The organism is Rhodococcus sp. 21391, from assembly GCF_016772255.1.
In the GTDB taxonomy this organism is placed as follows: domain Bacteria; phylum Actinomycetota; class Actinomycetes; order Mycobacteriales; family Mycobacteriaceae; genus Rhodococcus_F; species Rhodococcus_F opacus.
This window is the reverse complement of record NZ_CP063781.1, coordinates 840,655-866,732: the sequence shown is the minus strand read 5'-3', so window position 1 is coordinate 866,732 and position 26,078 is coordinate 840,655. Positions and strand designations below refer to the sequence as shown.

27 protein-coding genes are annotated in these 26,078 nt (G+C 66.2%); 20 read left to right on the top strand and 7 right to left on the bottom strand.

Going from position 1 to position 26,078, the window contains the following annotated elements; all coding sequences use genetic code 11:
• Positions 1-7: 7 nt before the first annotated feature.
• Positions 8-748 carry a TetR/AcrR family transcriptional regulator gene (locus GO592_RS04030; protein ID WP_005261065.1) on the top strand — a complete coding sequence of 247 codons (741 nt, stop codon included), beginning with the start codon at positions 8-10 and terminating at the stop codon, positions 746-748.
• A gap of 50 nt (positions 749-798) precedes the next feature.
• A complete protein-coding gene (locus GO592_RS04025) occupies positions 799-1,107 on the top strand; it encodes a DUF4873 domain-containing protein (protein WP_007301363.1) in 309 nt (102 codons plus the stop codon).
• On the opposite strand, the gene GO592_RS04020 is transcribed toward GO592_RS04025, so the two are convergent.
• Positions 1,094-2,569, bottom strand: a complete 1,476-nt coding sequence (locus GO592_RS04020; RefSeq protein ID WP_007301362.1) for a flavin-containing monooxygenase — start codon at positions 2,567-2,569, stop codon at positions 1,094-1,096. The genes GO592_RS04025 and GO592_RS04020 overlap by 14 nt on opposite strands.
• Positions 2,570-2,604: 35 nt before the next feature.
• Here GO592_RS04020 and GO592_RS04015 point away from each other — a divergent pair, with 35 nt between their 5' ends.
• Positions 2,605-3,465 (top strand): polyphosphate kinase 2 family protein, encoded by an 861-nt coding sequence (locus GO592_RS04015; protein WP_039953065.1) that lies wholly within the window; start codon positions 2,605-2,607, stop codon positions 3,463-3,465.
• Between the two features lie 21 nt (positions 3,466-3,486).
• On the opposite strand, the gene GO592_RS04010 is transcribed toward GO592_RS04015, so the two are convergent.
• Complete coding sequence (locus GO592_RS04010) at positions 3,487-3,717, bottom strand: hypothetical protein (RefSeq protein WP_005261069.1); 231 nt, start codon at positions 3,715-3,717, stop codon at positions 3,487-3,489.
• 96 nt (positions 3,718-3,813) lie between these two features.
• Here GO592_RS04010 and GO592_RS04005 point away from each other — a divergent pair, with 96 nt between their 5' ends.
• From GO592_RS04005 to GO592_RS03995, 3 genes are all read left to right on the top strand, one after another.
• Positions 3,814-4,371 carry a DUF2231 domain-containing protein gene (locus tag GO592_RS04005; protein WP_007301359.1) on the top strand — a complete coding sequence of 186 codons (558 nt, stop codon included), beginning with the start codon at positions 3,814-3,816 and terminating at the stop codon, positions 4,369-4,371.
• 16 nt (positions 4,372-4,387) lie between these two features.
• Positions 4,388-4,543: a DUF6131 family protein gene (locus GO592_RS04000; protein ID WP_005251863.1), complete on the top strand. Its 156-nt coding sequence runs from the start codon at positions 4,388-4,390 to the stop codon at positions 4,541-4,543.
• A 174-nt stretch (positions 4,544-4,717) separates the two neighbouring features.
• Positions 4,718-5,932, top strand: a complete 1,215-nt coding sequence (locus GO592_RS03995) for a glycosyltransferase (protein WP_039953064.1) — start codon at positions 4,718-4,720, stop codon at positions 5,930-5,932.
• Between the two features lie 23 nt (positions 5,933-5,955).
• Here GO592_RS03995 and GO592_RS03990 read toward each other — a convergent pair whose 3' ends face one another.
• Positions 5,956-6,264, bottom strand: a complete 309-nt coding sequence (locus GO592_RS03990; RefSeq protein WP_231137685.1) for an STAS domain-containing protein — start codon at positions 6,262-6,264, stop codon at positions 5,956-5,958.
• 358 nt (positions 6,265-6,622) lie between these two features.
• Positions 6,623-7,387, bottom strand: a complete 765-nt coding sequence (locus tag GO592_RS03985) for a GAF and ANTAR domain-containing protein (RefSeq protein ID WP_007301358.1) — start codon at positions 7,385-7,387, stop codon at positions 6,623-6,625.
• Positions 7,388-7,608: 221 nt separating this feature from the next.
• On the opposite strand from GO592_RS03985, the gene GO592_RS03980 reads away from it, so the two are divergent.
• Positions 7,609-8,043: an ATP-binding protein gene (locus GO592_RS03980; protein ID WP_005261074.1), complete on the top strand. Its 435-nt coding sequence runs from the start codon at positions 7,609-7,611 to the stop codon at positions 8,041-8,043.
• A complete protein-coding gene (locus GO592_RS03975) occupies positions 8,040-8,837 on the top strand; it encodes a SigB/SigF/SigG family RNA polymerase sigma factor (RefSeq protein WP_005261075.1) in 798 nt (265 codons plus the stop codon). The genes GO592_RS03980 and GO592_RS03975 overlap by 4 nt, the downstream gene beginning before the upstream one ends.
• A 178-nt stretch (positions 8,838-9,015) precedes the next feature.
• On the opposite strand, the gene metE is transcribed toward GO592_RS03975, so the two are convergent.
• The 3 genes from metE to aceA all read right to left on the bottom strand — a co-directional run bounded on the left by metE (position 9,016) and on the right by aceA (position 13,740).
• Positions 9,016-11,310 (bottom strand): 5-methyltetrahydropteroyltriglutamate--homocysteine S-methyltransferase, encoded by a 2,295-nt coding sequence (gene metE, locus GO592_RS03970; RefSeq protein WP_005261076.1) that lies wholly within the window; start codon positions 11,308-11,310, stop codon positions 9,016-9,018.
• Positions 11,311-11,433: 123 nt separating this feature from the next.
• Positions 11,434-12,330, bottom strand: coding sequence for a 3-hydroxybutyryl-CoA dehydrogenase (locus GO592_RS03965; RefSeq protein ID WP_007301357.1), 897 nt, complete (start codon positions 12,328-12,330; stop codon positions 11,434-11,436).
• 120 nt (positions 12,331-12,450) lie between these two features.
• Complete coding sequence (aceA, locus tag GO592_RS03960; protein WP_005261078.1) at positions 12,451-13,740, bottom strand: isocitrate lyase; 1,290 nt, start codon at positions 13,738-13,740, stop codon at positions 12,451-12,453.
• Positions 13,741-14,113: 373 nt separating this feature from the next.
• Here aceA and GO592_RS03955 point away from each other — a divergent pair, with 373 nt between their 5' ends.
• The 12 genes from GO592_RS03955 (at position 14,114) to GO592_RS03900 (ending at position 25,998) form a co-directional block, all read left to right on the top strand.
• Positions 14,114-14,431 carry an FmdB family zinc ribbon protein gene (locus tag GO592_RS03955; RefSeq protein WP_007301356.1) on the top strand — a complete coding sequence of 106 codons (318 nt, stop codon included), beginning with the start codon at positions 14,114-14,116 and terminating at the stop codon, positions 14,429-14,431.
• 21 nt (positions 14,432-14,452) lie between these two features.
• Entirely contained in the window at positions 14,453-15,712 is a 1,260-nt protein-coding gene (fmdA, locus tag GO592_RS03950) for a formamidase (protein ID WP_007301355.1), read from the top strand.
• A gap of 136 nt (positions 15,713-15,848) precedes the next feature.
• The gene (gene ramB / locus GO592_RS03945) at positions 15,849-17,261 is read left to right on the top strand and encodes an acetate metabolism transcriptional regulator RamB (RefSeq protein WP_007301354.1); all 1,413 of its coding nucleotides are present in this window, start codon (positions 15,849-15,851) and stop codon (positions 17,259-17,261) included.
• A 262-nt stretch (positions 17,262-17,523) separates the two neighbouring features.
• Complete coding sequence (gene urtA / locus GO592_RS03940) at positions 17,524-18,777, top strand: urea ABC transporter substrate-binding protein (protein ID WP_007301353.1); 1,254 nt, start codon at positions 17,524-17,526, stop codon at positions 18,775-18,777.
• Between the two features lie 42 nt (positions 18,778-18,819).
• Positions 18,820-19,704: an urea ABC transporter permease subunit UrtB gene (urtB, locus tag GO592_RS03935; protein WP_007301352.1), complete on the top strand. Its 885-nt coding sequence runs from the start codon at positions 18,820-18,822 to the stop codon at positions 19,702-19,704.
• Positions 19,701-20,819 carry an urea ABC transporter permease subunit UrtC gene (gene urtC / locus GO592_RS03930; RefSeq protein WP_007301351.1) on the top strand — a complete coding sequence of 373 codons (1,119 nt, stop codon included), beginning with the start codon at positions 19,701-19,703 and terminating at the stop codon, positions 20,817-20,819. The genes urtB and urtC overlap by 4 nt, the downstream gene beginning before the upstream one ends.
• A complete protein-coding gene (urtD, locus tag GO592_RS03925) occupies positions 20,816-21,661 on the top strand; it encodes an urea ABC transporter ATP-binding protein UrtD (RefSeq protein WP_007301350.1) in 846 nt (281 codons plus the stop codon). Before urtC ends, urtD begins: the two co-directional genes overlap by 4 nt.
• Positions 21,648-22,361, top strand: coding sequence for an urea ABC transporter ATP-binding subunit UrtE (gene urtE, locus GO592_RS03920; RefSeq protein WP_007301349.1), 714 nt, complete (start codon positions 21,648-21,650; stop codon positions 22,359-22,361). Before urtD ends, urtE begins: the two co-directional genes overlap by 14 nt.
• Complete coding sequence (locus tag GO592_RS03915; RefSeq protein ID WP_005261085.1) at positions 22,361-23,059, top strand: GntR family transcriptional regulator; 699 nt, start codon at positions 22,361-22,363, stop codon at positions 23,057-23,059. The genes urtE and GO592_RS03915 overlap by 1 nt, the downstream gene beginning before the upstream one ends.
• A gap of 99 nt (positions 23,060-23,158) precedes the next feature.
• On the top strand, positions 23,159-23,995 hold the full coding sequence (locus GO592_RS03910) for an SDR family NAD(P)-dependent oxidoreductase (protein ID WP_007301348.1): 837 nt from the start codon (positions 23,159-23,161) through the stop codon (positions 23,993-23,995).
• The gene (locus GO592_RS03905; protein ID WP_007301347.1) at positions 23,992-24,525 is read left to right on the top strand and encodes a carboxymuconolactone decarboxylase family protein; all 534 of its coding nucleotides are present in this window, start codon (positions 23,992-23,994) and stop codon (positions 24,523-24,525) included. Before GO592_RS03910 ends, GO592_RS03905 begins: the two co-directional genes overlap by 4 nt.
• Before the next feature lie 33 nt (positions 24,526-24,558).
• Positions 24,559-25,998, top strand: coding sequence for a short-chain fatty acid transporter (locus GO592_RS03900; protein WP_007301346.1), 1,440 nt, complete (start codon positions 24,559-24,561; stop codon positions 25,996-25,998).
• Positions 25,999-26,078 lie beyond the last annotated feature (80 nt).

Below are 26,078 nucleotides of genomic sequence, written 5' to 3'. Positions count from 1 at the left end.
AGACTCAGTGGCGAACGACGACGTGAAGGATCCTGAGCAGGTGACCGAGTCGATGACGAAGCTGGACAAGGCGGCAAAGCCCGATGGGCGCAAGCGCCGCTGGCGTGAGCACAAGATCGCGCGCCGAGAAGAACTCGTCGACGGAACGATCGCCGCCATCCGCTTGCGTGGACGCGACATCGGCATGGACGAGATCGCATCCGAGATCGGTGTCTCCAAGACGGTGCTGTACCGCTATTTCGCAGACAAGAGCGATCTGACGAACGCGACCATGGCGCGTTACGTGGAGACCACACTCGCCCCGCGGATCTACGAGGCCATCGGCGGCGACCTCGACGACTTCGAGCTGACCCGCGCCACCATCACGGCGTACGTCGAGACGGTGGCGTCGGATCCCGACGTCTACCTGTACATCATGGCCAACGGCTCCGGCCCCGGCCGCGAGACGGTCGCCGACTCGGAACGGATGATCGCGGAGGTGCTCTCCACCGTTCTCGGCGAGCGGCTGCGGCAGATGGAGATGGACTCCGGCGGCGCCGTCCCCTGGGCGTACGGAATCGTCGGTGGTGTGCAGTTGGCGACGCACTGGTGGATCTCCAACCGGTCCATGTCGGTCGAGGATCTGATCAACTACCTCACGATGATGACCTGGGGTGGCGTCACCGGTATCGCTGCGGTCAACGGCTCGCCCGCGCGATTCAACGCGATCCCGCACCCGTTGCTGCCGCCTGCGGCCGAGGCCGACTAGGCGCCCGACCGTTTCTTGTGTAACTAGCAGTTACAGGTAAACTTGCCTGTGTGAACGAACACGAGGAAGAAGAAGAGGGCTACCGCGGCTCCGCCGACGTCGTCGTCGGCGACCGTCCCGCCGTGACCGTGCAGGTCCAGTTGGCGGGAAACTTCGAACCCATCAGCGGTCGGTACGTCTGGCACGGCCGCGTCCGCACCCTGACGGACGCCCTCGGCCCGGATGCCGACCTGTCCGCGGGCACGGAACTGCAGATCACCAGCCCGGCAGGCACGGCCACCGCCCGGATCACCGGGGTGGACCTCTGGGGAAGCCATCTCGTCGACGGAGTGACGCCCCCGCCGTTCAGCCGGGTGTGAACTCGAAGTCCGCCGGTTCGACCGACCGCGTCCGGCGCCAGTAGCGCACGGTCGAACCCGGCCAGATGGTGCGGTTGACGCCGTGCGAGTCCAGGTACCAGCTCACGCACCCGCCGGTGGACCACACCCCCTTCGCCAGTTTCCGTTGGATGTCGGTGTTGAAGCGGCTCTGCACCGCGGGCCGGACGGCCGCGGAATCGGCGCCGCGCCGGTCGACGAGATCCATCAGTTCCAGTGCATAACGAATCTGCGACTCGATCATGAAGACCACCGAATTGTGACCGAGCCCGGTGTTGGGTCCGAAGAGGAAGAACGCGTTGGGGTAACCCGCGACGGTGATACCGAGGTAGGTGCGGATCCCGTGCTCCTCCCATTCGTCGGCGAGGCGCCGGCCCTCGACCCCGGTGAGCTCGACATTGTCGAAGCCGTCGGTGACATGGAATCCGGTGGCGTAGATGATCGCGTCCACCACCCGCTCCGCCCCGTCGCCCGCGACGATGCTGTGCGGGCGCACCTCCGCGATGCCCTCGGCGAGCACGACCGTCTTCGGTGAGATCAGCGCCGGATAGTACACGTCCGACCCCAGGATCCGCTTGCAACCGATGCGATAGGACGGGGTCAGCTTCCGGCGCAGTTCGGGATCGGTGACGGTCCTGTTCAGGTTCTTCCGTGCCGCGCTCTCGATCGGCCGCATCAGGCGGGAGTGCCCGTTGAACCCGAGCGCGAGCGATTCGTAGGTCCAGTAGACCGCGGCACGCACCATTCGACGGGCCAACGGGACCCGGCCGAACAGGCGCCGCGCCTGCGGCGGAATGCCGAAGTTCAAGCCCGGTATCACCCAGGGCGGCGTCCGCTGATACAACTGCAACTCGGCGACGTCGCCCACGATCTCGGGAACGAACTGGACGGCGCTGGCGCCCGTGCCGATCACCGCGACCTTCTTGCCCCGCAGGTCGTAGTCGTGGTTCCACTCCGCCGAGTGGAACACCGTGCCCTCGAACGTGTCGGCGCCGGGCAGATGCGGGACGTTCGGGATGTGGAGGGCGCCGATCCCGGACACGACGAACTGGGCGACGTACTCGTCGCCCGACTCGGTGTGGACGTGCCACCGTTGCCGTTCGGCGTCCCAGTACCCGCCTGTCATCGTGCGGCCGAAATGAATGTTGCGCCGCAGGTCGTACTTGTCGGCCAGACCGCGCAGATAGTCGAAGATCTCCTCCTGACCCGACCACATCCGGGTCCAGTCCGAGTTCGGCTCGAACGAGAACGAGTACAGATGCGAGGGCACGTCACACGCGCAACCGGGGTACGTGTTCTCCCGCCAGGTGCCACCGACCTCCCGCGCCTTCTCCAGCAGAATGAAGTCGTCGCGCCCCCGCTTGCGCAGCTGAATGGCCGTGCCCAGACCGGAAAAACCCGTCCCGATCACCAGGACGCGACACCGATGCACCTCGCCGCTCACAACTCCATGTAACGCTCCTGTGGCACTGTTTGCACATGGCAGACAAGGCACGCGGATTGTGGAAAATGTCGGCGATCGAGGCCCTGCGGTCGCGCCCAGGTCAGCCGATCGCCGAACTCGATTGCGGGAGCACACCCGGATTCGTCGGCGACAAGTCGGACGGGGTCGCGCTGCTGGAGGAACGCGGGGCAGTACTGTCGTCGCTCCAGGAGAAGCTCTACGCCAACGGACGATCCGGCGACCACCGGTCGGTGCTGCTCGTGCTGCAAGGCATGGACACCGCGGGTAAAGGTGGAATGGTCCGCCACGTCGTCGGGCACGTGGATCCGCAGGGCGTGGATCACGCGTCGTTCGGCGTACCCACTCCCGAGGAGAAGCGCCACCACTTTCTGTGGCGGATCGACAAGGCCCTGCCCCGCGGCGGACAACTCGGTGTTTTCGACCGGTCGCACTACGAGGACGTGCTGGTGGTCCGGGTTCACGATCTCGTGCCCGAGGAAGTCTGGAGCGGCCGCTACGACGAGATCAACCAATTCGAGAAGGAACTCGTCGCCGGCGGCACGACGCTGGTGAAGGTCGCGATGTTCGTGTCACTCGACGAGCAGAAGGCGCGGCTGCTCGAACGGGTGGAACGCCGGGACAAGTACTGGAAGTACAACCCGTCGGACGTCGACGAGCGCAGGCTGTGGCCCGCATACCAGGACGCGTATCAGGCGATGCTCGACGAGACGTCGACTGATTACGCGCCGTGGTACGTGGTTCCGTGCGACCGCAAGTGGTACAGCCGGATCGCGGTCACCGAGCTGCTGATCGGCGCCCTGGAGAAGCTCGACCTCGACTGGCCGGCCGCGACTTTCGACATCGAAGCGGAGAAGCGGAGGCTCGCGGAATCCTGAGGCCTCCCGGACATGCCGCCGTCAGAAGAGGTGCGGCGTTTCGTGGTGCAGCCTGTGATCGTGACGCACGGTTCCGCCGTACAGCGCCATCGCTCCGGCCAGCGCGACGACGCACAGAGATCCGGAGATCACCGCCCAGCCGCCCTGCCCCGAGCCGGCGGCGACGAGGAACCCGCCGAGACAGACCACCGAGAACAACACGAGAGCGAAGCTGACCCAAGCAGCGAAGAGATTGAGTTTCACGGCACTCACCTCACCTTCGAGAACGTGGTCCCGACGCTACGCCCGACCTGCATCGACGACAAGGTGGGCCGGTTTTCTTCGCGCCGCCCTGGGTAATCGCAAGGCATGAACCTCGAGAGCCTGTTCCGGAAGGCGGAATCCGCCGGGTTCCTCGACGGCGGCAGCCGGTTCCTGCAACAGCGGATCCAGGGGGTGCTCGGTTCGTCCGGCGCGGGCCCGGTGTTGCGCGGATCCTGGCTCGGGCACCCCGTCCATCCCGTTCTCGTCAGCCTTCCCATCGGGGCGTGGGTCGGCGCGACCGTCTTCGATCTGGCATTCCGCGATCACGTCGGCGCACGCAGACTGATCGGCCTGGGACTGCTCGCCACTCCCCCGACGTTGGTGACCGGCTGGGCGGACTGGGCCGAACGCGATACGCGTCAGCGCCGCGTCGGCCTGATCCACGCCGAGGCCAACGCCATCGGCATCACGGCCATGCTCGCGTCCTACCTTCGCCGCAGGCACGGATCGGACGCACGCGCTGTCGTCACGAGCACCGCGGGACTTCTCGCGATCGGCATCGGCGGCGCGCTCGGCGGGCATCTGACCTACGCAATGGGCGCAGGAGTCGACGGGGTGCGGGAGGGTCCGGGACCGGACACTCTCATCACCCCGGTGGGATGAAGAATCGAGGAACGCCATGATCGTGCTCGGACTGATCTTGCTCCTGATCGGATGGCTCACCGGCCTCACCTGGCTGTGGACCATCGGCATCATCCTCCTGGTGATCGGCGCGATCCTGTGGATTCTCGGCGCCACCGGACGTGCGGTCGGCGGCAGGCGGCGTTGGTATTAGAACGCAATACCGGCCGGCTGGTGCAACCTGTCCTGTGACAGAGTGCTAGCCGGTCGGTTTACAAACCCGAAGTTCGGGAATCCCCGTGGCATGACGGCCATTCATCGCGAACCCAGACCTCCCGTGTGCGGCGGGCAACCGATGAGAACGGCAGCCGTCGGCACCTCGAGACGATTGAGGATTTCGATGGTCTCGGCCAACGCCAGTCCTCTCGACGTCTCGGACGGCGCCGACGTCGGGGGGCAGAGCATTCACCTCGCCGAACTGTCGGCAGCCCTCACACGAGAGGGTCACGACGTCACCGTCTATACCCGGGCGGACAGCGAGGACGCCCCGGAGCGGGTCACCACCCTGGGCGGGTACACCGTCGTGCACGTGCCGGTCGGGCCGGCGCGGCGGATGTCCGAGGCCGAGATCCTGCCGCTGATGGGGGCATTCGGCAGCTTCCTCAAGACCGAATGGGAATCCGAACGGCCCGACATCGTCCACGCCCACTACTGGATGTCCGGGATCGCGACGCAACTCGCCGCCCGCACGCTCGGCATTCCGGTGGTCCAGACATTCCATGCGCTCGGGGTGGTCGAGCAGAGGTTCGAGCGAGCGGATTCGTCGAGCACTCACAACCGAATTCACTTGGAACAGTTGATCGCCCGCGGCGCCACCCGGGTGGTAGCGACGTGTACGGACGAGGTCTTCGAACTCTCCCACCTCGGCCTGCCGCGCTCGCGTACGTCCGTGGTTCCGTCCGGCGTCGACGTCGCCGAGTTCACGCCCGACGGCCGAGCCGACGAGAAGGGTAAACGGCATCGCCTCGTCATGGTCGGCCGGCTGGCGCCGAGCAAGGGCTTCGACACCGCGATCGAGGCACTCTCCCACTTCCCCGACACCGAACTCGTCATCGCGGGCGGTCCGGCCGCCGACGACGTCGCCGACGACCCGGAAGCGTCGCGACTGTTGACACTGGCCCGTGAGGCGAAGGTGCGCAACCGGGTACGGATCGTCGGGCGCGTGCCGAGAAACGCCATGCCCTCGCTGCTGCGCTCGGCGGATGCCGTCGTGTGCACCCCGTGGTACGAGCCGTTCGGCATGGTTCCGCTCGAGGCGATGGCCTGCGGCACCCCGGTGGTGGCGTCCGCCGTCGGCGGGATGCGGGACACGGTGGTCGACGGCATCACCGGACGGCTCATCTCACCGCGCAACCCGGTCCGCCTGGCCGAGGCCCTGCGACAGATCTTCGACGACGACGCCCTGCGCACGGGATACGGCATGGCGGGCTGCGATCGCGCCCGCGCCCGCTACTCGTGGGACCGGGTCGCCACCGACACTCTCCGCGCCTACGGCCGCTGCGTGTCGGCCCCTCCGCGCACGAGTCGAACCGGCGCCCACTGAAAGTCGGGCGCCGGTTCGGACGGTCAGGCCGTTCGGCCGTGCCAGGCCCCGAGGGCACTGTCCACGGAAGCGAAGCAGGGGTAGCTCGACTCCTGGCCCGCCGCTCTGAGCAGCCGATATACGGGACGGCCGCAGATCATCGCCCACGTCCGCCCGTCCCGGACGTTCGTCGTGTGGACGGTGTCGAGCACCGACAGACCCGCGGTTCCGATGAAATCCACCTGCGACATGTCGAGGATGAACTGCCCCTCCGGCGAGATCCGCGTGCACACGTAGTCGCGGAACCCCGGTGCACTGAACAGGTCGATCTCGCCTCGTACCCCTACCAACATCACCCCGGACCCGAGTCGCTCGGAAGTGAATTCCGCGCTCGCACAGCGTGTCGGAGCGGAACCGACAGCCGAGAGCGTTACCCTCGGCTTGTACGTGGTACCGAACTCCGTGCCCGAACACGCCATTTCAGGTTCTGGGACCCCTGGACCAACAGACATGGCTCACCCCATCTCGAACATTGAGTGGGGAAGCGGAGCACCTGCAGACAGACCCGACCTCGGACACATGACACCGTCTGCTACCGCAGCGCTTCCCGACATCGGCTGTGTGTTCAACCTCGGTTCGAGACTACTCCCGCCTGTGATGTGTCACAAGGAAATAACAGATACTCGAGCTCTCATTTGCCCTGGTGAGCGATTACAAACCGTTATGCACGGTTGTACGCGCCGAAACAGCCGCGACGACACGTTCTGCGACCACGCGCAGTTTGACGTTCTCCCGCTGCGAACGCGTGACGAGGACGTCGAACGCGGTCTCGGCGTCGAGACCCCGCAACGCCATCACGATTCCCTTCGCCTGATCGATGACGGCGCGGGACCGGAGGGCGATACGAAGTTGCTCGATCAGGTTTCTCGCCTCGCTGTACCGCCGGGCATTACGCACCGCGACCGCAGCCGCCTCGACGTACAGCTCCAGCGCCGACTCGTCCATCCGGTGGAAGGCGTGCGGCAGCAGTCCGTACAGATTCAGCGCGGCGGACTGCTCCGCGACGGGCAGGGGTACGGACAGATAGCTGTGGACGCCGGCCGGTTCGGAACTCGCGGCATACGCCGGCCACCTCTCGTGCGCGGCGGCACGGTCGGCCCGCACGGTCTCGCCGGAGCGTACGGCGTCGAGCGCAGGGCCCTCACCGAGGCGGTACTGCAACTCCTCGAGTGCCGCGAGCTCGTCCGAGGTCGCGGCCACCGTGACGGGACCCGTCGCCCGGACAACGGTGATCCCGGCCATCGCCGCACCCGGGAACGTCTGGACTACCCGACGGCACAGCGTGTGCAGCGCGACGTCGGTCTCGTCCTCCGGCTCGAGCAACTCGAGCACCGAGTCGAGCGACACGGCGACCGCGTCGGCGTGCACAGCCTCGACAGCACTCGTCAACGTGTGCAGGTGAATCTCGTCAGGCATCCCACTCGTCTCCCGTGACCACCATGACCCTGCCGAGGGCCTCAGGAACGCTGATCGTGCCGCCAACATTACTCGGGCAAACGTACTGATCGGACTGGTTTGATCGGTCCTGTTCTGCGGTATTCCACCTGCGGTGTCGCCGGATCGCTACCCTGACTTCTCAGCAGCGCGAGCCGACCCACCGCCCGCCGACAGCACGGTACGCCCGACCCGGAGGTCTCATGGCCATCGCCAAGACAATCGAACCCGACCAGGATCACACACATCCCGTCGTCGAACTGCGCGTTCGAGCAACGCCCGATCAGCTCTCCGTACTGCGCGCCCTGGCAGCAACCGTTGCCATCCACGAAGATTTCGACCTCGACTCCATCGCCGACATCAAACTGGCCATGGACGAGATCTGTACCCAGCTGATCGTCCGCGCGACACCGGACGCGCTCCTGGTGTGCCGGCTGCAATATCTCGACAACACCCTGCGAGTCGACGTATCGAGCACCACCACGTCGGTCGGCTCCCTCGGCGAGCGTTCGTTCGCCTGGCACGTACTCAACGCCCTCACCGATTCGGTCGATCTGAAACAGGAACCCGACCCCGCTACCGCGGGTTTCGTGACCACCATGGAATTCACCAAGGTGAAGAACGGCCTGAGTCTGTGACGTCCCATACTCACAGTGGGGGGCACACGGCCCGTTGGCCGGACGAGTATCAGGACGTCACAGCACTCTTCGAACAGATGGCAGCCCTCGACGAGGACGATCCCCGGCGCCGCAGACTGCGGGACGCCGTCGTGACGCGCTGTCTCCCGCTCGCCGAACACATCGCGCGACGCTTCGACGGCCGCGGCGAGGCGCACGACGATCTGGTTCAGGTCGCGCGCCTCGGACTGGTCAACTCGGTCGACCGGTTCGACGTGGAGCGGGGATCCGACTTCGTATCGTTCGCCGTCCCCACCATCATGGGCGAGGTACGACGGCACTTCCGCGACACCGGGTGGGCCGTGCGAGTACCCCGCCGGATGAAGGAACTGCACCTCGCGCTCAGCCAGGCCGTCGCCGAACTGTCCCAGAGCCTCGGTCACGCCCCCACCGTCAGCGAACTCGCCGAACACCTGGACCTCGAACAGGAGGAGGTGGCGCAGGGGCTCCTCGCCGGCAACGCGTATCAGACCGTCTCCGTCGACAACACGTCGTCGGACCGGACCGGCGAGCTGTCGATGGTGGAGACACTCGGCGACTACGACGCCGCGATGGACGACGTCGAGAACCACGAAACCCTGCGCCCCCTGCTCCAATCTCTCCCCGAACGGGAGCGGACCGTCCTCATGCTGCGGTTCTTCGGCAACATGACACAGACCCAGATCGCCGACCGAGTCGGCATCTCGCAGATGCACGTGTCCCGGTTGCTGGCGAAGACACTGGCGTCACTGCGAGATCAACTCGGTGATGCGTAGGTCAGATCGTTGCCGTGTCGATCACGAATCGGTACCGCACGTGCTGCCGACCACGCGGTCGTAGGCGCCGTCGCGTGCTGGCCCACACTCGTGGCGGCCTACACGTCAACATATTTGCCCGGCGAAAGGCACGTTCGGGGCCACCGCTGAGGCGGTGACCCCGAACACGCCTGCGAAATCAGGCCTCGGATTCTTCCTTCTCGGCCCGTCTGCGGAGACGCTTCGCGGCCGCCACCATATTGCGCAGCGAGGGCTCGAGCTGCCAGTAGTGCCGCGTCTTCAGTCCGCCGTCCGGGTTGGCCCACAACCGCTCGAGTGAGATCGACTCGCTCGCCTCCGTGAGCAGTTCGTCCAACTCGTCGATGTCCGGGATCCGGGCCGATCGGCTCTCGTACACACCCGGACCGACACCGTGGGTCAGCGCGCGCTCCTTGATGGCATCGAGCACCCACGTGATGGAGCGCGTCGCCACGATCGCGGTCACGTCCGCATCGAGCCGTTCGATGGCGTCGACCACCGACGCCCGGCTCGTGTACGTGATATGCGTGTGGATCTGCGTCTCCGGCTTCGCCCCGCCCGTCGCGAGACGGAATGCGTCGACCGCCCACTCGAGATACGCCTCGCGGCCGTTCTCGCGCAACGGCAGCAATTCCCGGATCGCCGGCTCGTCGACCTGGATGATCGCGATACCCGCCGCCTCGAGGTCGGCGATTTCGTCACGGATCACCAGCGCCAACTGGTCTGCCGTCTCGTACAGCGGCTGATCCTGGCGGACGAACGACCGCGCGATCATCGTCACCGGACCCGTGAGCATGCCCTTGACCGGCTTGTCCGTCAGCGACTGCGCGTACGAAATCCACTCGACGGTCATCGGCTTCGGCCGCGACACGTCCCCGTAGAGGATCGGCGGACGTGTACACCGCGAGCCGTAAGCCTGCACCCACCCGTTGTGGGTGAAGGCATACCCTTCGAGAAGCTCCGCGAAGTACTGCACCATGTCGTTGCGTTCGTGCTCACCGTGCACGAAGACGTCGAGACCGATGTCTTCCTGCAACCGGATCGTGCTTTCGATCTCGGCCTGGATCCGCTTGTAGTACTCCTCCCACTCGAGGCGTCCCTCACCCAGCTCGTACCGGGCCTGGCGGATCGCGTCCGTCTGCGGAAACGAGCCCAGCGTCGTCGCCGGGACCAGCGGCAGGTTCAGTCGCTCCTGCTGGGCGACCCGCCGCTCCTCGTACGGAACCCGGAAGCGGTCGCCCGGCTTGATCGCATTGACCCGTGCTCGCACCGCGTGCTTGAGCTTGAAGTGCACCGACGTGGGACGCTTGCGCCACTTGTCGGACGGCCCCTCGGTGAGCGCCTTCGCCAGCGAGACCACCTCGCCGACCTTCTGCTTCGCGAACGCGAGCCGGTCCGCGACATCACCCGGGATGTCGTACTCGGACAACACGTCGTACGGCACGTGCAGCAACGACGTCGACGTCGACACCACGAGATCCGGCACGACGTCCTTCAGCGTGTTCAGGTACGTCAGCGTGTTGTACCGGTCGACGCGCCACACGTTGCGGCCGTCGACCACACCGGCGTAGATGCGCTTGCGCTTCATGCCCGGGATCTTCGCCAGCTCGTCGGCGCTGAGCCGGTGACTGACGAGATCGAGGCCCAGGGCCTCCACCTTGGTAGAGGCGAGGATGGCGAGCGCCTCCCCGAGATGCCCGTAGGGACCGGTGACGAGGATGCGGGGCCGCAGCGGTGCGTGCGACAGCTTCTCGTACGCCTTGGCCAGCGCGGCCAGTTCTTCCGGTGTGCGGTCCTCGGTGAACGACGGCTCGTCCAGCTGGACGCACGTGGCGCCCGCCTTCGCGAGCTGCTCGAACAGCCGCTCGTACTCCGGCAGCACCTTGTCCAGCAGGTCGAGGGTCGAGAAGCCGTGCCGCTTCGACGTCGGACCGACCTTCGACAACAGGAGCAGCGACACCGGGCCGAGGATGACGGGACGTAGTTCGATCCCGCGCGCCTTCGCCCGCTCGAACTCGTCCATCACGGTCTCGGACCGCAGCGAGAACTCGGTGTTCTCGTCCAGTTCGGGCTGACGGTAGTGGTAGTTGGTGCCGAAGAACCGCACCAGCTCGAGCGGCGGGAAGTCCGGCCGGCCGCGGGCCAGCGTGAAGTAGAAGTCCAGCGGATCGAGCTGACTCTCGAGCGGCTCGAACCGCTCGGGCACGGCACCGAACAGCAGCGCGTTGTCGAGTACGTGGTCGTAGTAGGAGAACGTGTTGCCCGGGACCTGGGTCAGACCGGTCGCGGCGAGTTCGCTCCACGTCTCCTCCTGAAGGTCCCGGGCGACGGCGACGAGTTCTTCCTTCGTGCTCGTGCCGTGCCAGTAGGACTCGAGGGCACGCTTGAGTTCGCGGCGAGGTCCGATGCGGGGATACCCCAGGATGCTGGATCCGTATGCTGCGGTGCTGGACATGCGGTCGACCTTTCTGGACTCAGTCCAGTGGCTGAGTATGCCTCTGGGCTCGATGCACCTGTGCGCCTCTCACAACCGCCAGTGGTCGTGAAAGGCGCACAGGTGTAGTCGCCTACCTACCTACTAGCTGGCCTTCTTGCTGGCACGACCGTTGTCGCCGTACTCGTAGAAGCCCGCTCCGGACTTCTTGCCGACCAACCCGGCCTCGACCATGCGAAGCAGCAGCGGCGGCGCCGAGTACAGGGGCTCCTTGAACTCTTCGTACATGGAGTCGGCGATGGACTTGACCGTGTCCAGGCCCACCAGGTCGGTCAGCGCGAGCGGACCCATCGGGTGTGCGAGGCCGAGAACCGTTGCCTTGTCGATGTCTTCCTTGGTGGCGAACCCGGACTCCACCATGCGGATTGCGGAGAGCAGGTAGGGCACCAGGAGGGCGTTGACGACGAATCCGGAACGGTCCGCGGAACGGACGACCTGCTTGCCCAGCACATCGCTGGCGAAGGCCTCGGCCCGCTCGGACACCGATCTGCTCGTCTTGAGCGTGGTCACCAACTCGACGAGGGGAAGCACCGGAACGGGGTTGAAGAAGTGCATCCCGATGACCCGTTCCGGGGACTTCGTGGCGATGCCCAGCTTCATGATCGGGATCGACGACGTGTTGGACGCCAGTACGGCGTTCGGATCCGTCACGACCTGGTCGAGTTCGGTGAAGATTTCGCTCTTCACCTTCTCGTCCTCGACGACGGCCTCCACGACGAGCTGTCGGTCCGCGAAATCACCGAGATCGGAGGTGAACCGCAGCCGCCAGGCGGCCTGCTCACGTTCCCGCTCGGTGATCTTGCCGCTGCTCACTCCGCGGTCGAGCGAACGGAGGATGCGCGAACGCCCCGCCGCCGCAAGCTCGCGGGTCTGCTCGAACACCAGAACGTCGACGTGCGCGCGAGCACACACCTCAGCGATTCCGGCACCCATGATCCCGGCGCCGATCACGCCGACGCGCTGAATCTTTTCGCTGGTCACGTCAGCTCCTTTTTCGTCTAGTGGAGTCGTCGCCCGGGGAGGGGCCCGGTTACAGGCCCCTCCCCGGGGTCGGGTTGATCAGGTGAAACCGTGATCGGTCGAAGCCTTGGAGGACAAGGCTCAGTGGAACTGACCCTCTTCGGTGGATCCCTTCAGAGCAGCCGTCGAGGTGTTGGGGTCGACCGTGGTGGCGATGCTGTCGAAGTAGCCGGCACCGACCTCACGCTGGTGCTTGATGGCGGTGAAGCCACGCTCCTCGGCGGCCTTGAACTCGCGCTCCTGCAGGTCGACGAAGGCGGTCATGCCCTCGCGGGCGTAGCCGTGGGCCAAGTCGAACATGCCGTAGTTGAGCGAGTGGAAGCCGGCCAGGGTGATGAACTGGAACTTGAAGCCCATCGCGCCGAGCTCCTTCTGGAACTTCGCGATGGTCGAGTCGTCCAGGTGCGCCTTCCAGTTGAAGGACGGCGAGCAGTTGTAAGCGAGCAGCTGGTCCGGGAACTCGCTGCGAACGGACTCGGCGAACTTCTTGGCGACCTCGAGGTCCGGCACGCCGGTCTCCATCCAGATGAGGTCGGCGTACGGGGCGTAGGCCTTGGCGCGAGCGATGCAGGGCTCGATGCCGTTCTTGACACCGAAGAAGCCCTCGGCGGTGCGGGTGCCGTCCAGGAACTGCTGGTCGCGCTCGTCGACGTCGGACGTGATGAGGGTCGCGGCCTCGGCATCGGTGCGGGCGATGACCACGGTGGGAACGTCCGCGACGTCGGCCGCGAGGCGAGCCGAGGTCAGGGTGCGGATGTGCTGCTGCGTGGGGATGAGGACCTTGCCACCGAGGTGGCCGCACTTCTTCTCCGACGCGAGCTGGTCTTCCCAGTGCGAACCGGCGACGCCGGCCGCGATCATGGCCTTCTGCAGCTCGTAGACGTTGAGCGCGCCACCGAAGCCTGCTTCGCCGTCGGCGACGATCGGGGCGAGCCAGTTGTCGACGGAGGTGTCGCCCTCGACCTTGGCGATCTCGTCGGCGCGCAGCAGGGCGTTGTTGATGCGGCGCACGACCTGCGGGACCGAGTTGGCCGGGTAGAGGCTCTGGTCGGGGTAGGTGTGTCCGGACAGGTTCGCGTCACCGGCGACCTGCCAGCCGGACAGGTAGATGGCCTTGAGGCCTGCACGGACCTGCTGAACGGCCTGGTTACCGGTCAGCGCGCCCAGCGAGTTGATGTAGTCCTCGTTGTTCACGAGGTCCCAGAGGATCTCGGAACCACGGCGTGCGAGGGTCTGCTCTTCGACAACGGTGCCCTGGAGCTTGGCGACCTGCTCCGCCGTGTAGTTGCGGGTTACTCCCTTCCAGCGCGGGTTGGTGTCCCAATCCTGCTGGATTTCAGCTGCGGTCTTCGGGGTGCCGGTGGTCGACATCAAGACTCCACTCTCTTCGATCTGCTGGTCCGGTACGGATGTACTGCTTCACATCCTTGCCAGGCCCTTCGTATGTACTTACCCAGAGTGACACAAGCAAAAAGTGCCGTCTACCTGTTGCTACTGCCAATCTTGGCTAGCTTTTCACAGCTCCTTGCAAAGACCGCTAAGAAAGTTCGGCGCCATACCTGCCCGATCGGAGAGGAAAAATACTCGCCAGTAGCAAAAAGCCGCAGGTGGTGAACCAAATGCACGCAACTCGTCGTACACAGATAGTTCCGCCCCTGTGCCCCTCGCCTTCCCGCCGCCGCATACCCCTCGACGCGCCCGTTGTGACTGCAATCACCAATCAGGTCGGTTACCGTGACCTCGAATGGTCTCCTCCGGCGAAGGGCACCAGATGCCGCTGTACGAATTCCGATGCGCCGCCGACCGCGGCCCGTTCGAGCGGTCGTTCCCCATGGCCGACGCACCCGGCACCACCCGCTGCCCCCGATGCGACCGCGACGCCGTCCGGCGCGTCTCCTCGCCGCGGCTCGGACACGGGTCGTCGTCCGCGATGAACCTCCTCGACAGCACGAAGAGGTCGGCTCACGAACCGGACGTCGTCACCGGTCCGCCGCCCCGGACCACGGCCGGGCGTTCACCCGTCACGAACAACCCGCTGCACCGCCGACTTCCTCGTCCCTGACCGGTCACCGAAGGAGCGCCCATGCCCGAACTGCTGTTTCCGCTCGATTCCTCGAAGAAGTTCACCGATCAGGCGATCGTCGGCCACAACCGCTGGCACCCGGACATCCCGGCCGCAGTCACGGTGAAACCGGGCGACTCCTTCCGCGTGCACTGCCGCGAATGGTTCGACGGCGCCATCCACAACGACGACTCCGCCGACGACATCCTGAACGCGCCCCTCACCACGGTTCACACACTGTCCGGACCGTTCGCCGTGGAGGGCGCGAAGCCCGGCGACCTGCTGATCGTCGACATCCTGGACGTCGGACCGATCCCCCAGGAGGATTCCGGCCCGCTGGCAGGCCAGGGATGGGGGTACACCGGGATCTTCTCCCGCCACAACGGCGGCGGATTCCTCACCGAGCAGTTCCCCGACGCCTACAAGGCCGTCTGGGATTTTTCCGGTCAGACCGCCACGTCGCGGCACGTCCCGCACGTCTCGTTCACCGGCATCGTCCACCCCGGACTGATGGGCACCGCGCCGTCGGCCGCCCTCCTGTCGAAGTGGAACGCGAGGGAGGGCGCGCTCATCGCCACCGACCCGGGCCGGGTTCCCCCACTCGCCCTGCCGCCCGAACCGCAGGACGCCGTCCTCGGGTCCCTGGCGGGCGCCGACTTCGACCGCGTCGCCGGCGAGGCTGCCCGCACCGCGCCCCCACGCGAGAACGGCGGCAACCAGGACATCAAGAACCTCACCAAGGGCAGCCGCGTCTTCTACCCGGTGTTCGTCGACGGCGCGAACCTGTCCGTCGGCGATCTGCACTTCTCCCAGGGCGACGGCGAAATCACGTTCTGCGGCGCCATCGAGATGGGTGGCTTCATCGACCTGCGCGTCGACATCATCAAGGGCGGCATGGACACGTACGGCGTGTCCGAGAACGCGATCTTCATGCCCGGCAACACGGACCCGCAGTACTCGGAGTGGCTCGCGTTCTCCGGAACGTCCGTCACCCTCGACGGGGAACAGAAGTACCTCGACTCGCACCTGTCGTATCAGCGGGCCTGTCTCCACGCGATCGACTACCTCACCAAGTTCGGGTACAGCCCCGAGCAGGCCTACCTCCTGCTCGGCGCCGCACCGATCGAGGGCCGGCTGTCGGGGGTGGTGGACATCCCGAACTCCTGCTCGACGGTGTACCTGCCGACGGCGATGTTCGACTTCCCCGTCGCACCGTCCGCGTCGGGTCCGTTCCAGATCGACCCGGGTGTCGGCGCGCCGCGCTCGGAGAACAAGGCCTGAGCACGGGCGAATGTACCTTTCAGCGCCTCCAGTGCGCCCAGAGGTACGTTCGCCCCGCGTCATCGCGTTCCGACCCGCGAGTAAATCTTGCGAAGGATCCGTTCGCACATCTGACCTGCGCCGGTACCATTGCCGTATGTCCAAGACCTTCGTCGGCACCCGGTTGCGTCAGCTCCGAACCGAGCGTGGACTGAGCCAGGCGGCGCTGGCGAAGACGCTGGAGATCTCTGCCAGCTACCTCAATCAGATCGAGCACGACGTGCGGCCGCTGACGGTGCCGGTGCTGCTGCGGATCAGCGAGGTGTTCGGCGTCGACACCACGTTCTTCTCCTCCCAGGACGACACGCGCCTCATCGCGGAGATGCGCGAGGTGGCGCTGGATCAGGAGATGGGCATCGACGCGGACGCCCAGGAGATCGCCGAGATGGTGGCGTCGCATCCGGGTCTGGCGAAGGCGATGGTCAACATGCACCGCCGCTTCCGCAACACCACCGCGCAGCTGGCTCTCGCCACGGAGGACCGCTACAGCGACGGCAGCGGTAGCGGCTCGATCACGATGCCGCACGAAGAGGTCCGCGACTACTTCTATCAGCGGCAGAACTATCTGCACGAACTGGACACGGCGGCGGAGGAACTGACCGCGCGCATGCGATTCCACCGCGGCGACGTCGGCGGTGAGATCGCCCGCAGGTTGCAGACCGTGCACGACGTGCAGATCGTCAAGCGCATCGACCTGGGCGAGAACGTCCTGCACCGGTACGACCCCGAATCCCGGCTGCTGGAGATCTCGCCGCACCTGTCGGGCGGCCAGCAGGTGTTCAAGTTCGCGACCGAGCTGGCGTTCCTCGAATACGGCGACCTGCTCGACAAGCTGGTGGCGGAGGGCGGCTTCACGAGCGACGAGTCCGTTGCGCTCGCCCGGCTCGGGCTGGCCAACTACTTCGCTGCGGCCACGGTGCTGCCGTACGGCCAGTTCCACGACGTGGCCGAGGATTTCCGGTACGACATCGAGCGGCTCTCCGCGTTCTACTCGGTGAGCTACGAGACGATCTGTCACCGTCTCTCGACGCTGCAGCGTCCGAAGCTGCGCGGTGTTCCGTTCATGTTCGTCCGCGTCGACCGGGCCGGGAACATGTCGAAGCGGCAGTCCGCCACCGGGTTCCACTTCTCCACCAGCGGTGGCACGTGCCCGCTGTGGAACGTGTACGAGACGTTCGCGTACCCCGGCAAGATCATGAACCAGATCGCGCAGATGCCGGACGGCCGCCGGTACCTGTGGATCGCCCGCACCGTCGAACGTCGCGCCCAGCGCTACGGCCAGCCCGCCAAGATCTTCGCGATCGGGCTCGGCTGCGAGATCCGGCACGCCCACCGCCTCGTCTACGGCGACGGTCTCGACCTCGACGATTCCAACCCGGGCACCCCCATCGGCGCCGGCTGCCGGGTGTGCGAGCGCGTCAACTGCCCGCAGCGCGCGTTCCCGCCGCTCGGCAAGCAACTCGACATCAGCGAGCACCAGAGTTCGGTCTCCCCGTACCTGATCCGCTGACTCGTCCTTTGTCACATCGGTTCAATCCGACTGAACCGGTGTGACATTGGCCGCAGCGGCAGCAGCATCCGGCCACGCCGGGGGCTCTGTGAGCGCTTGTTCACGTAACCGTAATTCGCGTCACGAACACGTCACCGACAGACATTCAGACGCAACAACGGCCGCTTAATGTTCGCCCCACGAATACACCTCTGTATACGTGGGGCGGATACATGTCCCGGGTTGCGGAGGTCCCCAAGTCCTCCGACGGAAAGGCCCGTACATGCGCACCTTCTCCAAGCGCGCCCTCGCTGCACCGACCGCGCTCGCCGCCATCGGGCTCGTGCTGACCGGTTGTGGCAGCAAGGCGTCCGACACGGCCGGCGAGTCCACCGCGGCGTCCTGTGTGGACACCTCCGGGGACACGATCAAGGTCGGGTCACTGAACTCGCTGTCCGGCACGATGGCCATCAGCGAGGTGACCGTCCGGGATTCGATCGCGCTCGCGGTCGACGAGATCAACAACTCGGGCGGCGTGCTCGGCAAGAAGATCCAGATCGTCGCGGAGGACGGGGCCTCGGAGCCCACCGTGTTCGCCGAGAAGGCGGAGAAGCTGATCAGCAGTGACTGCGTCGCAGCCGTGTTCGGCGGTTGGACGTCGTCGAGCCGCAAGGCGATGCTGCCGGTGTTCGAGGACAACAACTCGCTGCTCTACTACCCCGTGCAGTACGAGGGGCTCGAGGATTCGAAGAACATCTTCTACACCGGGGCCACCACCAACCAGCAGATCGTGCCCGCCCTCGACTACCTGAAGGAGAAGGGCGTCAAGTCGCTGTACCTGGTGGGCAGCGACTATGTGTTCCCGCAGACCGCCAACCGCATCATCAAGGCGTACGCGGAGGCCAACGGTATCGAGATCAAGGGCGAGGACTACACCCCCCTCGGCTCCACCGACTTCTCGACCATCGTCAACAAGGTCCGCTCCGCCGATGCGGACGCCGTCTTCAACACCCTGAACGGCGATTCCAACGTCGCGTTCTTCCGCGAGTACGCGAACGTCGGCCTGAAGCCCGCCGACATGCCCGTCGTGTCCGTGTCGATCGCCGAGGAGGAGGTCGGCGGTATCGGCGTCCAGAACATCGAGGGACAGCTGACCGCCTGGAACTACTACCAGACCATCGACATGCCGGAGAACAAGAAGTTCGTCGACGCGTACAAGGCCCGGTACGGCGCGAACAAGCCGACGTCCGACCCGATGGAGGCCGCCTACACGTCCGTGTACCTGTGGAAGAACACCGTCGAGAAGGCGAACTCCTTCGCCACCAAGGACATCCAGGACAACGCGGACGGCGTCACGTTCGCCGCACCCGAGGGACTGGTCACCATCGACGGGTCCAACCACCACATCACCAAGACCGCGCGCATCGGTGAGATCCGGAACGACGGCCTGATCTACACGGTCTGGGATTCGGGCACCCCAATTCAGCCGGACCCGTACCTGAAGTCCTACCCGTGGGCCGAGTCGCTGGGTAGCTAGGACACGGTCCGACGAGCACGAGGGAAGAGAGGACATACATCGATGGATGTCGTGATCGGACAGCTGTTCACCGGGTTGAGTATCGGATCGATCCTGTTGCTGGCGGCGTTGGGGCTGTCGTTGACGTTCGGCCAGATGGGCGTCATCAACATGGCCCACGGCGAATTCATCATGGCCGGCTCGTACACGGCTTACGTGGTGCAGCAGGTGGTGTCGAGCGCCACCGGTTCTCTGTTCATCTCTCTGCTCGTCGGCTTCGTGGTCGGTGGCGCGATGGGCGTCCTCCTCGAGGTCACCCTCGTCAAGCGGATGTACCACCGGCCGCTGGACACGCTGCTGGTGACGTTCGGGGTGGGACTGATCCTGCAGCAGCTGGCGCGGGACGTCTTCGGTGCACCCGCCGTCAACGTCGCCGCACCGGAGTGGCTCTCCGGCGGTGTGGAGATCCTCGGCGCGGTGGTGCCGAAGACGCGCCTGTTCATCCTGGTGCTGGCCGTCGTGGCCGTGGTCGCGCTGTCGCTGGCGATGCAGAAGTCCCCGATGGGACGCCGCATCCGCGCCGTGGTGCAAAACCGCGACCTCGCGGAGACGAGCGGGATCTCCAGTCGCCGAACCGATGTGACGACGTTCTTCATCGGTTCCGGTCTGGCGGGTGTCGCGGGTGTGGCGCTCACCCTGATCGGCTCGACGAGCCCGACCATCGGGCAGAGCTACCTCATCGACGCCTTCCTGGTGGTCGTGGTCGGCGGCCTTGGCCAGATGAAGGGAGCGGTGATCGCCGCGTTCGCGCTCGGCATCCTCAATTCGTTCGTCGAGTACTCGACCACGGCGTCGATCGCCAAGGTCATCGTGTTCCTGGTCATCGTGGTGTTCCTCCAGGTTCGGCCGCAGGGCCTGTTCGCCGTCAAGACGAGGAGTCTCGTATGAGCATCCTGACGAGTGCCCGCTACCGCGCGTGGGCGGGATTCGCGCTGGCCGCACTGCTTCTGTTCGTCGTCGCCCCCGCGGTTCTCAGCGACTTCCGGCTGAGCCTGCTCGGGAAGTTCCTGTGCTTCGCGATCGTCGCGGTCGGCATCGGCCTGGCGTGGGGCCGCGGCGGCATGCTCACCCTCGGCCAGGGTGTGTTCTTCGGATTGGGCGCCTACATGATGGCGATGCACCTGAAGATCGCCGACGCCGAACTCCGCGGCGACACCGTGCCAGACTTCATGCAGATCGCGGGCATCCGCGAACTGCCGGGCTACTGGGTGCCGTTCACGTCGCCGATCGTGACGATCCTGGGAATCCTGCTGATCCCGGCGCTGGTGGCGTTCGTCCTCGGGCTCGGCGTGTTCAAGCGCCGCGTCAAGGGCGCCTACTTCGCGATCCTCAGCCAGGCGCTCGCCGCCGCGTTCGCCATCCTGCTGGTGGGCCAGCAGAGCACCGGAGGAAGCAACGGCCTCAACCGGTTCCGCACGTTCTTCGGTTTCAACCTGAACGATCCGGCCAACAAGCAGATGCTGTTCTTCATCGCCGCAGGTGTGCTGCTGGCCGTGGTCGCGATCACCCGGCAGCTGATGAACAGCCGTTACGGCGAACTGCTCGTCGCCGTCCGGGATCAGGAGGAGCGCGTCCGCTTCCTCGGGTACGACCCGGCGAACATCAAACTCGTCGCCTACGTGACGGCCGCGTTCTTCGCGGGCCTCGCCGGCGCGCTGTTCGTGCCGATCGTCGGCATCATCTCCCCCGCCGACGTCGGGATCGTCCCGTCGATCGCGTTCCTGATCGGGGTGGCCATCGGCGGACGTTCCACACTCCTCGGCCCGGTCCTCGGCGCCATCGGAGTGGCGTGGGCGCAGAGCGCGTTCTCGGAGTCGTTCCCCTCCGGCTGGACGTACGCGCAGGGCCTGCTGTTCATCGTGGTCGTCGGCTTCTTCCCGGCCGGCGTCGCGGGACTGTTCGCGCTGCTGAAGCGGAAGAAGAAGGCATCCTCCGACGAACCTGCCCCGCCCGAACCGGAAGACGAAACCGAGCCGACGGAACGAATGGAGATGGCGCGATGACGATTCCTGCCACGGCCAAGGAACCCGTGCTCGGCGGCAACGCCGGAATGTCCAGCGAGTACCTCGAGGTCCGGGACCTTCAGGTCAGCTTCGACGGCTTCAAGGCGGTCGACGGCGTCGACCTCACCCTCATGCAGGGCGACCTGCGGTTCCTCATCGGCCCCAACGGCGCCGGCAAGACCACTCTCGTCGACGCCATCACCGGGCTCGTCCCCGCGACGGGATCGGTCACGAAATCCGGTGTCGAGTTGATCGGCAAGAAGGTGCACCGCATCGCCCGGCTCGGCGTGGGCCGCACGTTCCAGACCGCCAGCGTGTTCGAGGAGTTGACGGTTCTCCAGAACCTCGACATCGCGGCGGGCGCCGGCCGTTCGGCACTCACACTGTTGCGCCGACGCAAGACGGTGCTCCCCGCCATCGAGGAGGCGCTCGACGTCACGGGTCTCGGCAAGCTCCGCGACACCCCGGCGGGAATCCTCGCGCACGGGCAGAAGCAGTGGCTCGAGATCGGGATGCTGCTGGTGCAGAACTGCTCCGTCCTGCTCCTCGACGAGCCGGTGGCCGGCATGAGCCACGAGGAACGCGACGAGACGGGAAACCTGCTGCGCCGCATCGGCGGTGAGCGGACCGTCGTGGTGGTCGAGCACGACATGGACTTCATGCGCGCGTTCGCGACGTCGGTGACCGTGCTGCACGCCGGGAAGGTGCTGAGCGAGGGAACCGTGGAGCAGGTGCAGGCCGACCCGCGTGTGCAGGAGGTGTACCTCGGGACCGCCGCGGCCGGCGCCGCCCCCGAGTTGCAGCCCGAGGTTTCTAAGGAGGACAGCGATGCTCGAGCTTGACGACATCCGGGCCGGGTACGGCCGAACCGAAGTGATCCACGGAGTCGCGCTGACGGTCCCGTCGGACGGTGTGGCCGCGGTGATGGGACACAACGGCGCGGGCAAGACCACGCTTCTCCGGGCCGCGGTCGGACTGATCAAGGTCGACACCGGCCGGGTGTTGTTCGACGGCGAGGACGTCACGGCGCTGCGGCCGAGCGCCCGCGTGGCGCGCGGCCTCGCCTACGTGCCGCAGGGCCAGCAGTCGTTCGGTCAGCTGACCACCGCGGAGAATCTGCAGGTGGTGGCCGATGGCCGCAAGCGCGGAAAGGAACTCGTCGGCGAGGTGCTGGATCTGTTCCCGGCTTTGCGCGGCCTGCTCGACCGGCGTGCCGGTCTCCTCTCCGGCGGGCAGCGTCAGCAACTCGCCATCGCGCGGGCCCTGATCACGGAACCGAAGATGCTGATCCTCGACGAACCGACGGAGGGCATTCAGCCGTCCGTCGTGGCCGAGATCGAGCGCACCATCGTGGAACTCACCCGCCGCGGCGGGCTCGGAGTCCTGTTGGTGGAACAGCACATCGGGTTCGCGCTCGAATCCGCCGAGAGCTACTACGTCCTCGAGTCGGGGCGGGTCACGTCCTCCGGCGCGGGTGGCGCCGCACCCGATACCGACGTCCGTACGGCGGTCTCCGACGTCCGCGCGGCGATGGCCATCTGATGGCGCGCCGAGAACCGGCCGGCTCCCTCAGCGATCACGTGTATCTGTCGCTGCGCACCGACCTGATGAGCGGACGGATCCCACCGGGACAGCGTCTCGGCGAGGAGCGTCTCGCCGACACCTACGGGGTGTCCCGGACGCCGGTGCGGGAGGCCCTGGCCCGGCTTCTCGCCGACGGACTCGTCCAGCGCGACGTGGGCGGGTTGTTTCCGTACCGCCCCCGCATCGACGAGCTCGCCGGCCTGTACGAACTGCGCATCACGCTCGAACTCCAGGGAATCGCCCGGGTCCGCGCCGACGAGTCGCTGTCGCACGACCCGGACGTTCTGGGACCCGAGCTCGACCGGTGGTACGCGTTGCGGAAGGAGAACCCCGAGCCGGACGCCGGGTTCGTGGCGCTCGACGAGCAGTTCCACACCGTTCTGCTGCGGTCGGCCGGCAACCGGGCGCTGTCCGATGCGCTCGTCAGCGTGAATGCGAAGGTGCGGCCGGTCCGGATGTTCGACTACCTCACCCCCGACCGCATGAGCGCGACCATCGACGAGCACATCTCGGTGGCCGAGTTCGCTCTCGACGGCAAGCTGGATACGGCGTATGACACGCTGCTTGCGCATATCAGCGAGTCGCGTGAAGTGGTCATCGAGCGTGCTGAACAGGCACTTTCCCTCGCACGGATGGCGTGGGCGATCCGGGATTGAGACAGTTGTCCAACTCGGTTGGACATTTTTCCCACCAACGAACCGAGCGGGTGCTAGCGTCTTGCTACCGCTCGGTAACACAGGTTGGGAACTCGCTTCATGTCACGCACTCTCGAAGAGAATCTGGTCGGACGCCGCGTCCTGATCACCGGCGCAGCCCGGGGTATCGGCGCCGGACTCGCCAGACGACTTCACGAGCGGGGCGCCCGCGTCGGGCTGCTCGGTCTCGAACCCGAACTCCTCGAACAGACCGCCACCACGTGCGGCCGGGCACCGTGGCGTCGATGTGACATCCGCGACCGGCGAGCCGTCGAGGACTCGTTCGACTACCTCGCCGACCGACTCGGCGGCCTCGACGTCGTCGTCGCCAACGCGGGTGTGACGCCCCCGGCCCACATCGTCGAGGGCGATCCGGAGGTGATGCGGTATGCCATCGAGGTGAACGTGATGGGGACGTATCACACGCTGCGGGCCGCGGGACCGTACATCGGCCACCGCAACGGGTACGCGCTCGTGGTGGCGTCGTCGACGACGTTCAGCCCCCTGCGCGGCGTGCACGGCGCCACGAGAGGCGGTGCCGAGGAGCTCGGCTGGGCCCTGCGGGACGAGATGAAACCGCTGGGGACCCGGGTCGGTATCGCCCGGCTCGGCGAGATCGACACGGACCGGACCCTGATCGACTTCGACGGCCTCGCGGTTCCCCCACCCCGCGGCAGTGCACTGACTCGAACCTCCTCGATCACGGTGGCGGTCGATGCACTCGAACGGGGAATCGCGGGGAGGAAGAATCGGATATACGCGCCGTCCCGGGTACCCGGGTCGGATTCTGTGCGTATGCTCGCACTTCGGGCCACGGAGATGACCCGTTCGATCGAACTACGCGCGCACGCAGCCGTTCCCGCGAGGGGACGAGTAGAAGGAGAGGGGGCGGCGTGACCGCACGCATTCCACCCGGACGTCTGAAGGAACTCGGCCCCGTCAACTGGGTGCTGTGGCGAATCATCTCCCGTGTCGCCGGTGTGCCGGACGCACATCTGTTCAGCACGGTAGGCCGCACGGGGGGCCTCTTCCGTGCGTGGCTGCAGTACTCCGGCAAGCTGATGCCGGGCGGTCAGATCTCCCGGTACGAGACCGAACTGATCATCCTTCGGGTGGCACACCTGCGGCAGTGCAGCTACGAGATGGACCACCACGTGCGCCTCGGACGCCGGGCGGGCGTCACCCCGGCGCTTCTCGAACAGGTGCGGGAAGGCCCCGATGCGGAGGGCTGGGACGCGCGCCGCCGCGCCATCCTCACTGCCGTCGACCAACTCGTCGCCACCGACAACCTGGACGATGCCACGTGGTCGGCGCTGAGCACCCACTTCGACGACCGCCGGATGATCGAATTCTGCTTTCTGGTGACCCAGTACGAGGCCCTGGCCACCACCATCGGGACTCTGAGGATCGAACGCGACTATTCGTAGCTTCCGCATCGCGTAGAGAAGAGGAACGGCCGCATGACATCCGCCACCGACGAGGTCCGTTCCGAGAAAGGACTGGCGCGGGTCGCGCAGTCACTGGCCGGCTGGACGGAGAAATGGTTTCCGGACGCCTACGTCTTCGCGCTCGTCGGAGTCTTCGTCGTCTCGGTGGCCGCGCTCGCCAATGGTTCCTCGCCGCAGACGGTCGTGGACGCGTTCGGTGACGGTTTCTGGGATCTGACGGCGTTCACCCTGCAGATGGCGATGGTGGTGCTGACCGGATACGTCGTCGCCACGTCCCCGCCGGTCGCCCGGCTGATCGATCGTCTGGCCCTGGTGCCTCAGTCGGGGCGCACCGCAGTCAGTTTCGTCGCGTTCCTGTCCATGTCGGTCTCCTTCCTGAACTGGGGGCTCAGTCTGGTGTTCGGCGGGCTGCTCGCCCGGGCGATCGCCCGCCGATCCGACCTGCGAGTGGATTACCGTGCGCTCGGTGCAGCGGCCTTCATGGGCCTGGGCGCAGTGTGGGCGCTCGGCATGTCCTCGTCCGCCGCGCAATTGCAGGCCACCGCCGCGTCCCTGCCGCCGGCGCTGCTGGAGATCACCGGTGTCCTCGACTTCGGGACGACGATCTTCACCTGGCAGTCGCTGCTGATGTGCGTGATCATCATCGCCCTGACCGTGGTGATCGCCCACTTCTCCGCGCCGAGGGGTGCGGCCGTCACCACCGCCCAGGATCTCGACGTCGACCTCGACGACCGGCCGAAGGAGGTGGCACCCCGAACGCGACCGGGAGAATGGCTCGAATACAGCCGGATCCTGCCGGTGCTGGCCGGTCTGATGACGCTGGGGTGGCTGATCTCCCAGCTGGTGACCAAACCCGTGCTCACCGTCGTCAGTAGCCTGAACGCCTATCTGCTGGTCTTCCTCATGCTGGGCCTGGTGCTGCACGGGACGCCGCGCAAGTTCCTGCAGGCCGTCGCGCTGGCCGTCCCCGCCACGGCAGGCATCCTGGTCCAGTTCCCGCTGTACGCCGCGATGGCCGCGATCCTCACGAAGGCCGAGGGCAGAAACGGCCTCACCATCTCCGAGCACCTGGCCGACTTCTTCACGAACATCGGCAGCGGCGGCGGCTTCACCGTCGTCATCGCCCTCTACACGGTCGTGCTGGGCCTCTTCGTGCCGTCCGGAGGCGGAAAATGGCTGGTCGAGGCGCCCTACGTCATGCAGTCGGCCACCGATGTCGGGATGAACCTGGGCTGGACGGTCCAGGTGTACAACGTCGCCGAGGCGCTGCCGAACCTGATCAACCCGTTCTTCATGCTGCCCCTGCTCGCAGTACTGGGGCTCAAGGCGCGCGATCTGGTGGGATTCACGTTCCTGCAGTTCATGTTCCACCTGCCGGTGGTCCTGCTCCTGGTGTGGCTGCTTGGAACGACATTCGAGTTCGTACCCCCGGTGCAGCCGTCCTCACCGTGATCCCGATTCGCGCCGGCCGTGAGAGGTCTTACTAACCCACGCTTTACCTCGAGAAATCTCGGTGAAACACCCCGTCCTTA

Coding starts and splice junctions, on each gene's coding strand:
- GO592_RS04015 (WP_039953065.1), top strand. CDS start 2,605: ATGGCAGACAAGGCACGCGGATTGTGGAAAATGTCGGCGATCGAGGCC.
- GO592_RS04005 (WP_007301359.1), top strand. CDS start 3,814: ATGAACCTCGAGAGCCTGTTCCGGAAGGCGGAATCCGCCGGGTTCCTC.
- GO592_RS04000 (WP_005251863.1), top strand. CDS start 4,388: ATGATCGTGCTCGGACTGATCTTGCTCCTGATCGGATGGCTCACCGGC.
- GO592_RS03990 (WP_231137685.1), bottom strand. CDS start 6,264: ATGTTGGTAGGGGTACGAGGCGAGATCGACCTGTTCAGTGCACCGGGG.
- GO592_RS03985 (WP_007301358.1), bottom strand. CDS start 7,387: ATGCCTGACGAGATTCACCTGCACACGTTGACGAGTGCTGTCGAGGCT.
- GO592_RS03980 (WP_005261074.1), top strand. CDS start 7,609: ATGGCCATCGCCAAGACAATCGAACCCGACCAGGATCACACACATCCC.
- metE (WP_005261076.1), bottom strand. CDS start 11,310: ATGTCCAGCACCGCAGCATACGGATCCAGCATCCTGGGGTATCCCCGC.
- aceA (WP_005261078.1), bottom strand. CDS start 13,740: ATGTCGACCACCGGCACCCCGAAGACCGCAGCTGAAATCCAGCAGGAT.
- GO592_RS03955 (WP_007301356.1), top strand. CDS start 14,114: ATGGTCTCCTCCGGCGAAGGGCACCAGATGCCGCTGTACGAATTCCGA.
- fmdA (WP_007301355.1), top strand. CDS start 14,453: ATGCCCGAACTGCTGTTTCCGCTCGATTCCTCGAAGAAGTTCACCGAT.
- ramB (WP_007301354.1), top strand. CDS start 15,849: ATGTCCAAGACCTTCGTCGGCACCCGGTTGCGTCAGCTCCGAACCGAG.
- urtA (WP_007301353.1), top strand. CDS start 17,524: ATGCGCACCTTCTCCAAGCGCGCCCTCGCTGCACCGACCGCGCTCGCC.
- urtB (WP_007301352.1), top strand. CDS start 18,820: ATGGATGTCGTGATCGGACAGCTGTTCACCGGGTTGAGTATCGGATCG.
- urtC (WP_007301351.1), top strand. CDS start 19,701: ATGAGCATCCTGACGAGTGCCCGCTACCGCGCGTGGGCGGGATTCGCG.
- urtD (WP_007301350.1), top strand. CDS start 20,816: ATGACGATTCCTGCCACGGCCAAGGAACCCGTGCTCGGCGGCAACGCC.
- urtE (WP_007301349.1), top strand. CDS start 21,648: ATGCTCGAGCTTGACGACATCCGGGCCGGGTACGGCCGAACCGAAGTG.
- GO592_RS03915 (WP_005261085.1), top strand. CDS start 22,361: ATGGCGCGCCGAGAACCGGCCGGCTCCCTCAGCGATCACGTGTATCTG.
- GO592_RS03910 (WP_007301348.1), top strand. CDS start 23,159: ATGTCACGCACTCTCGAAGAGAATCTGGTCGGACGCCGCGTCCTGATC.
- GO592_RS03900 (WP_007301346.1), top strand. CDS start 24,559: ATGACATCCGCCACCGACGAGGTCCGTTCCGAGAAAGGACTGGCGCGG.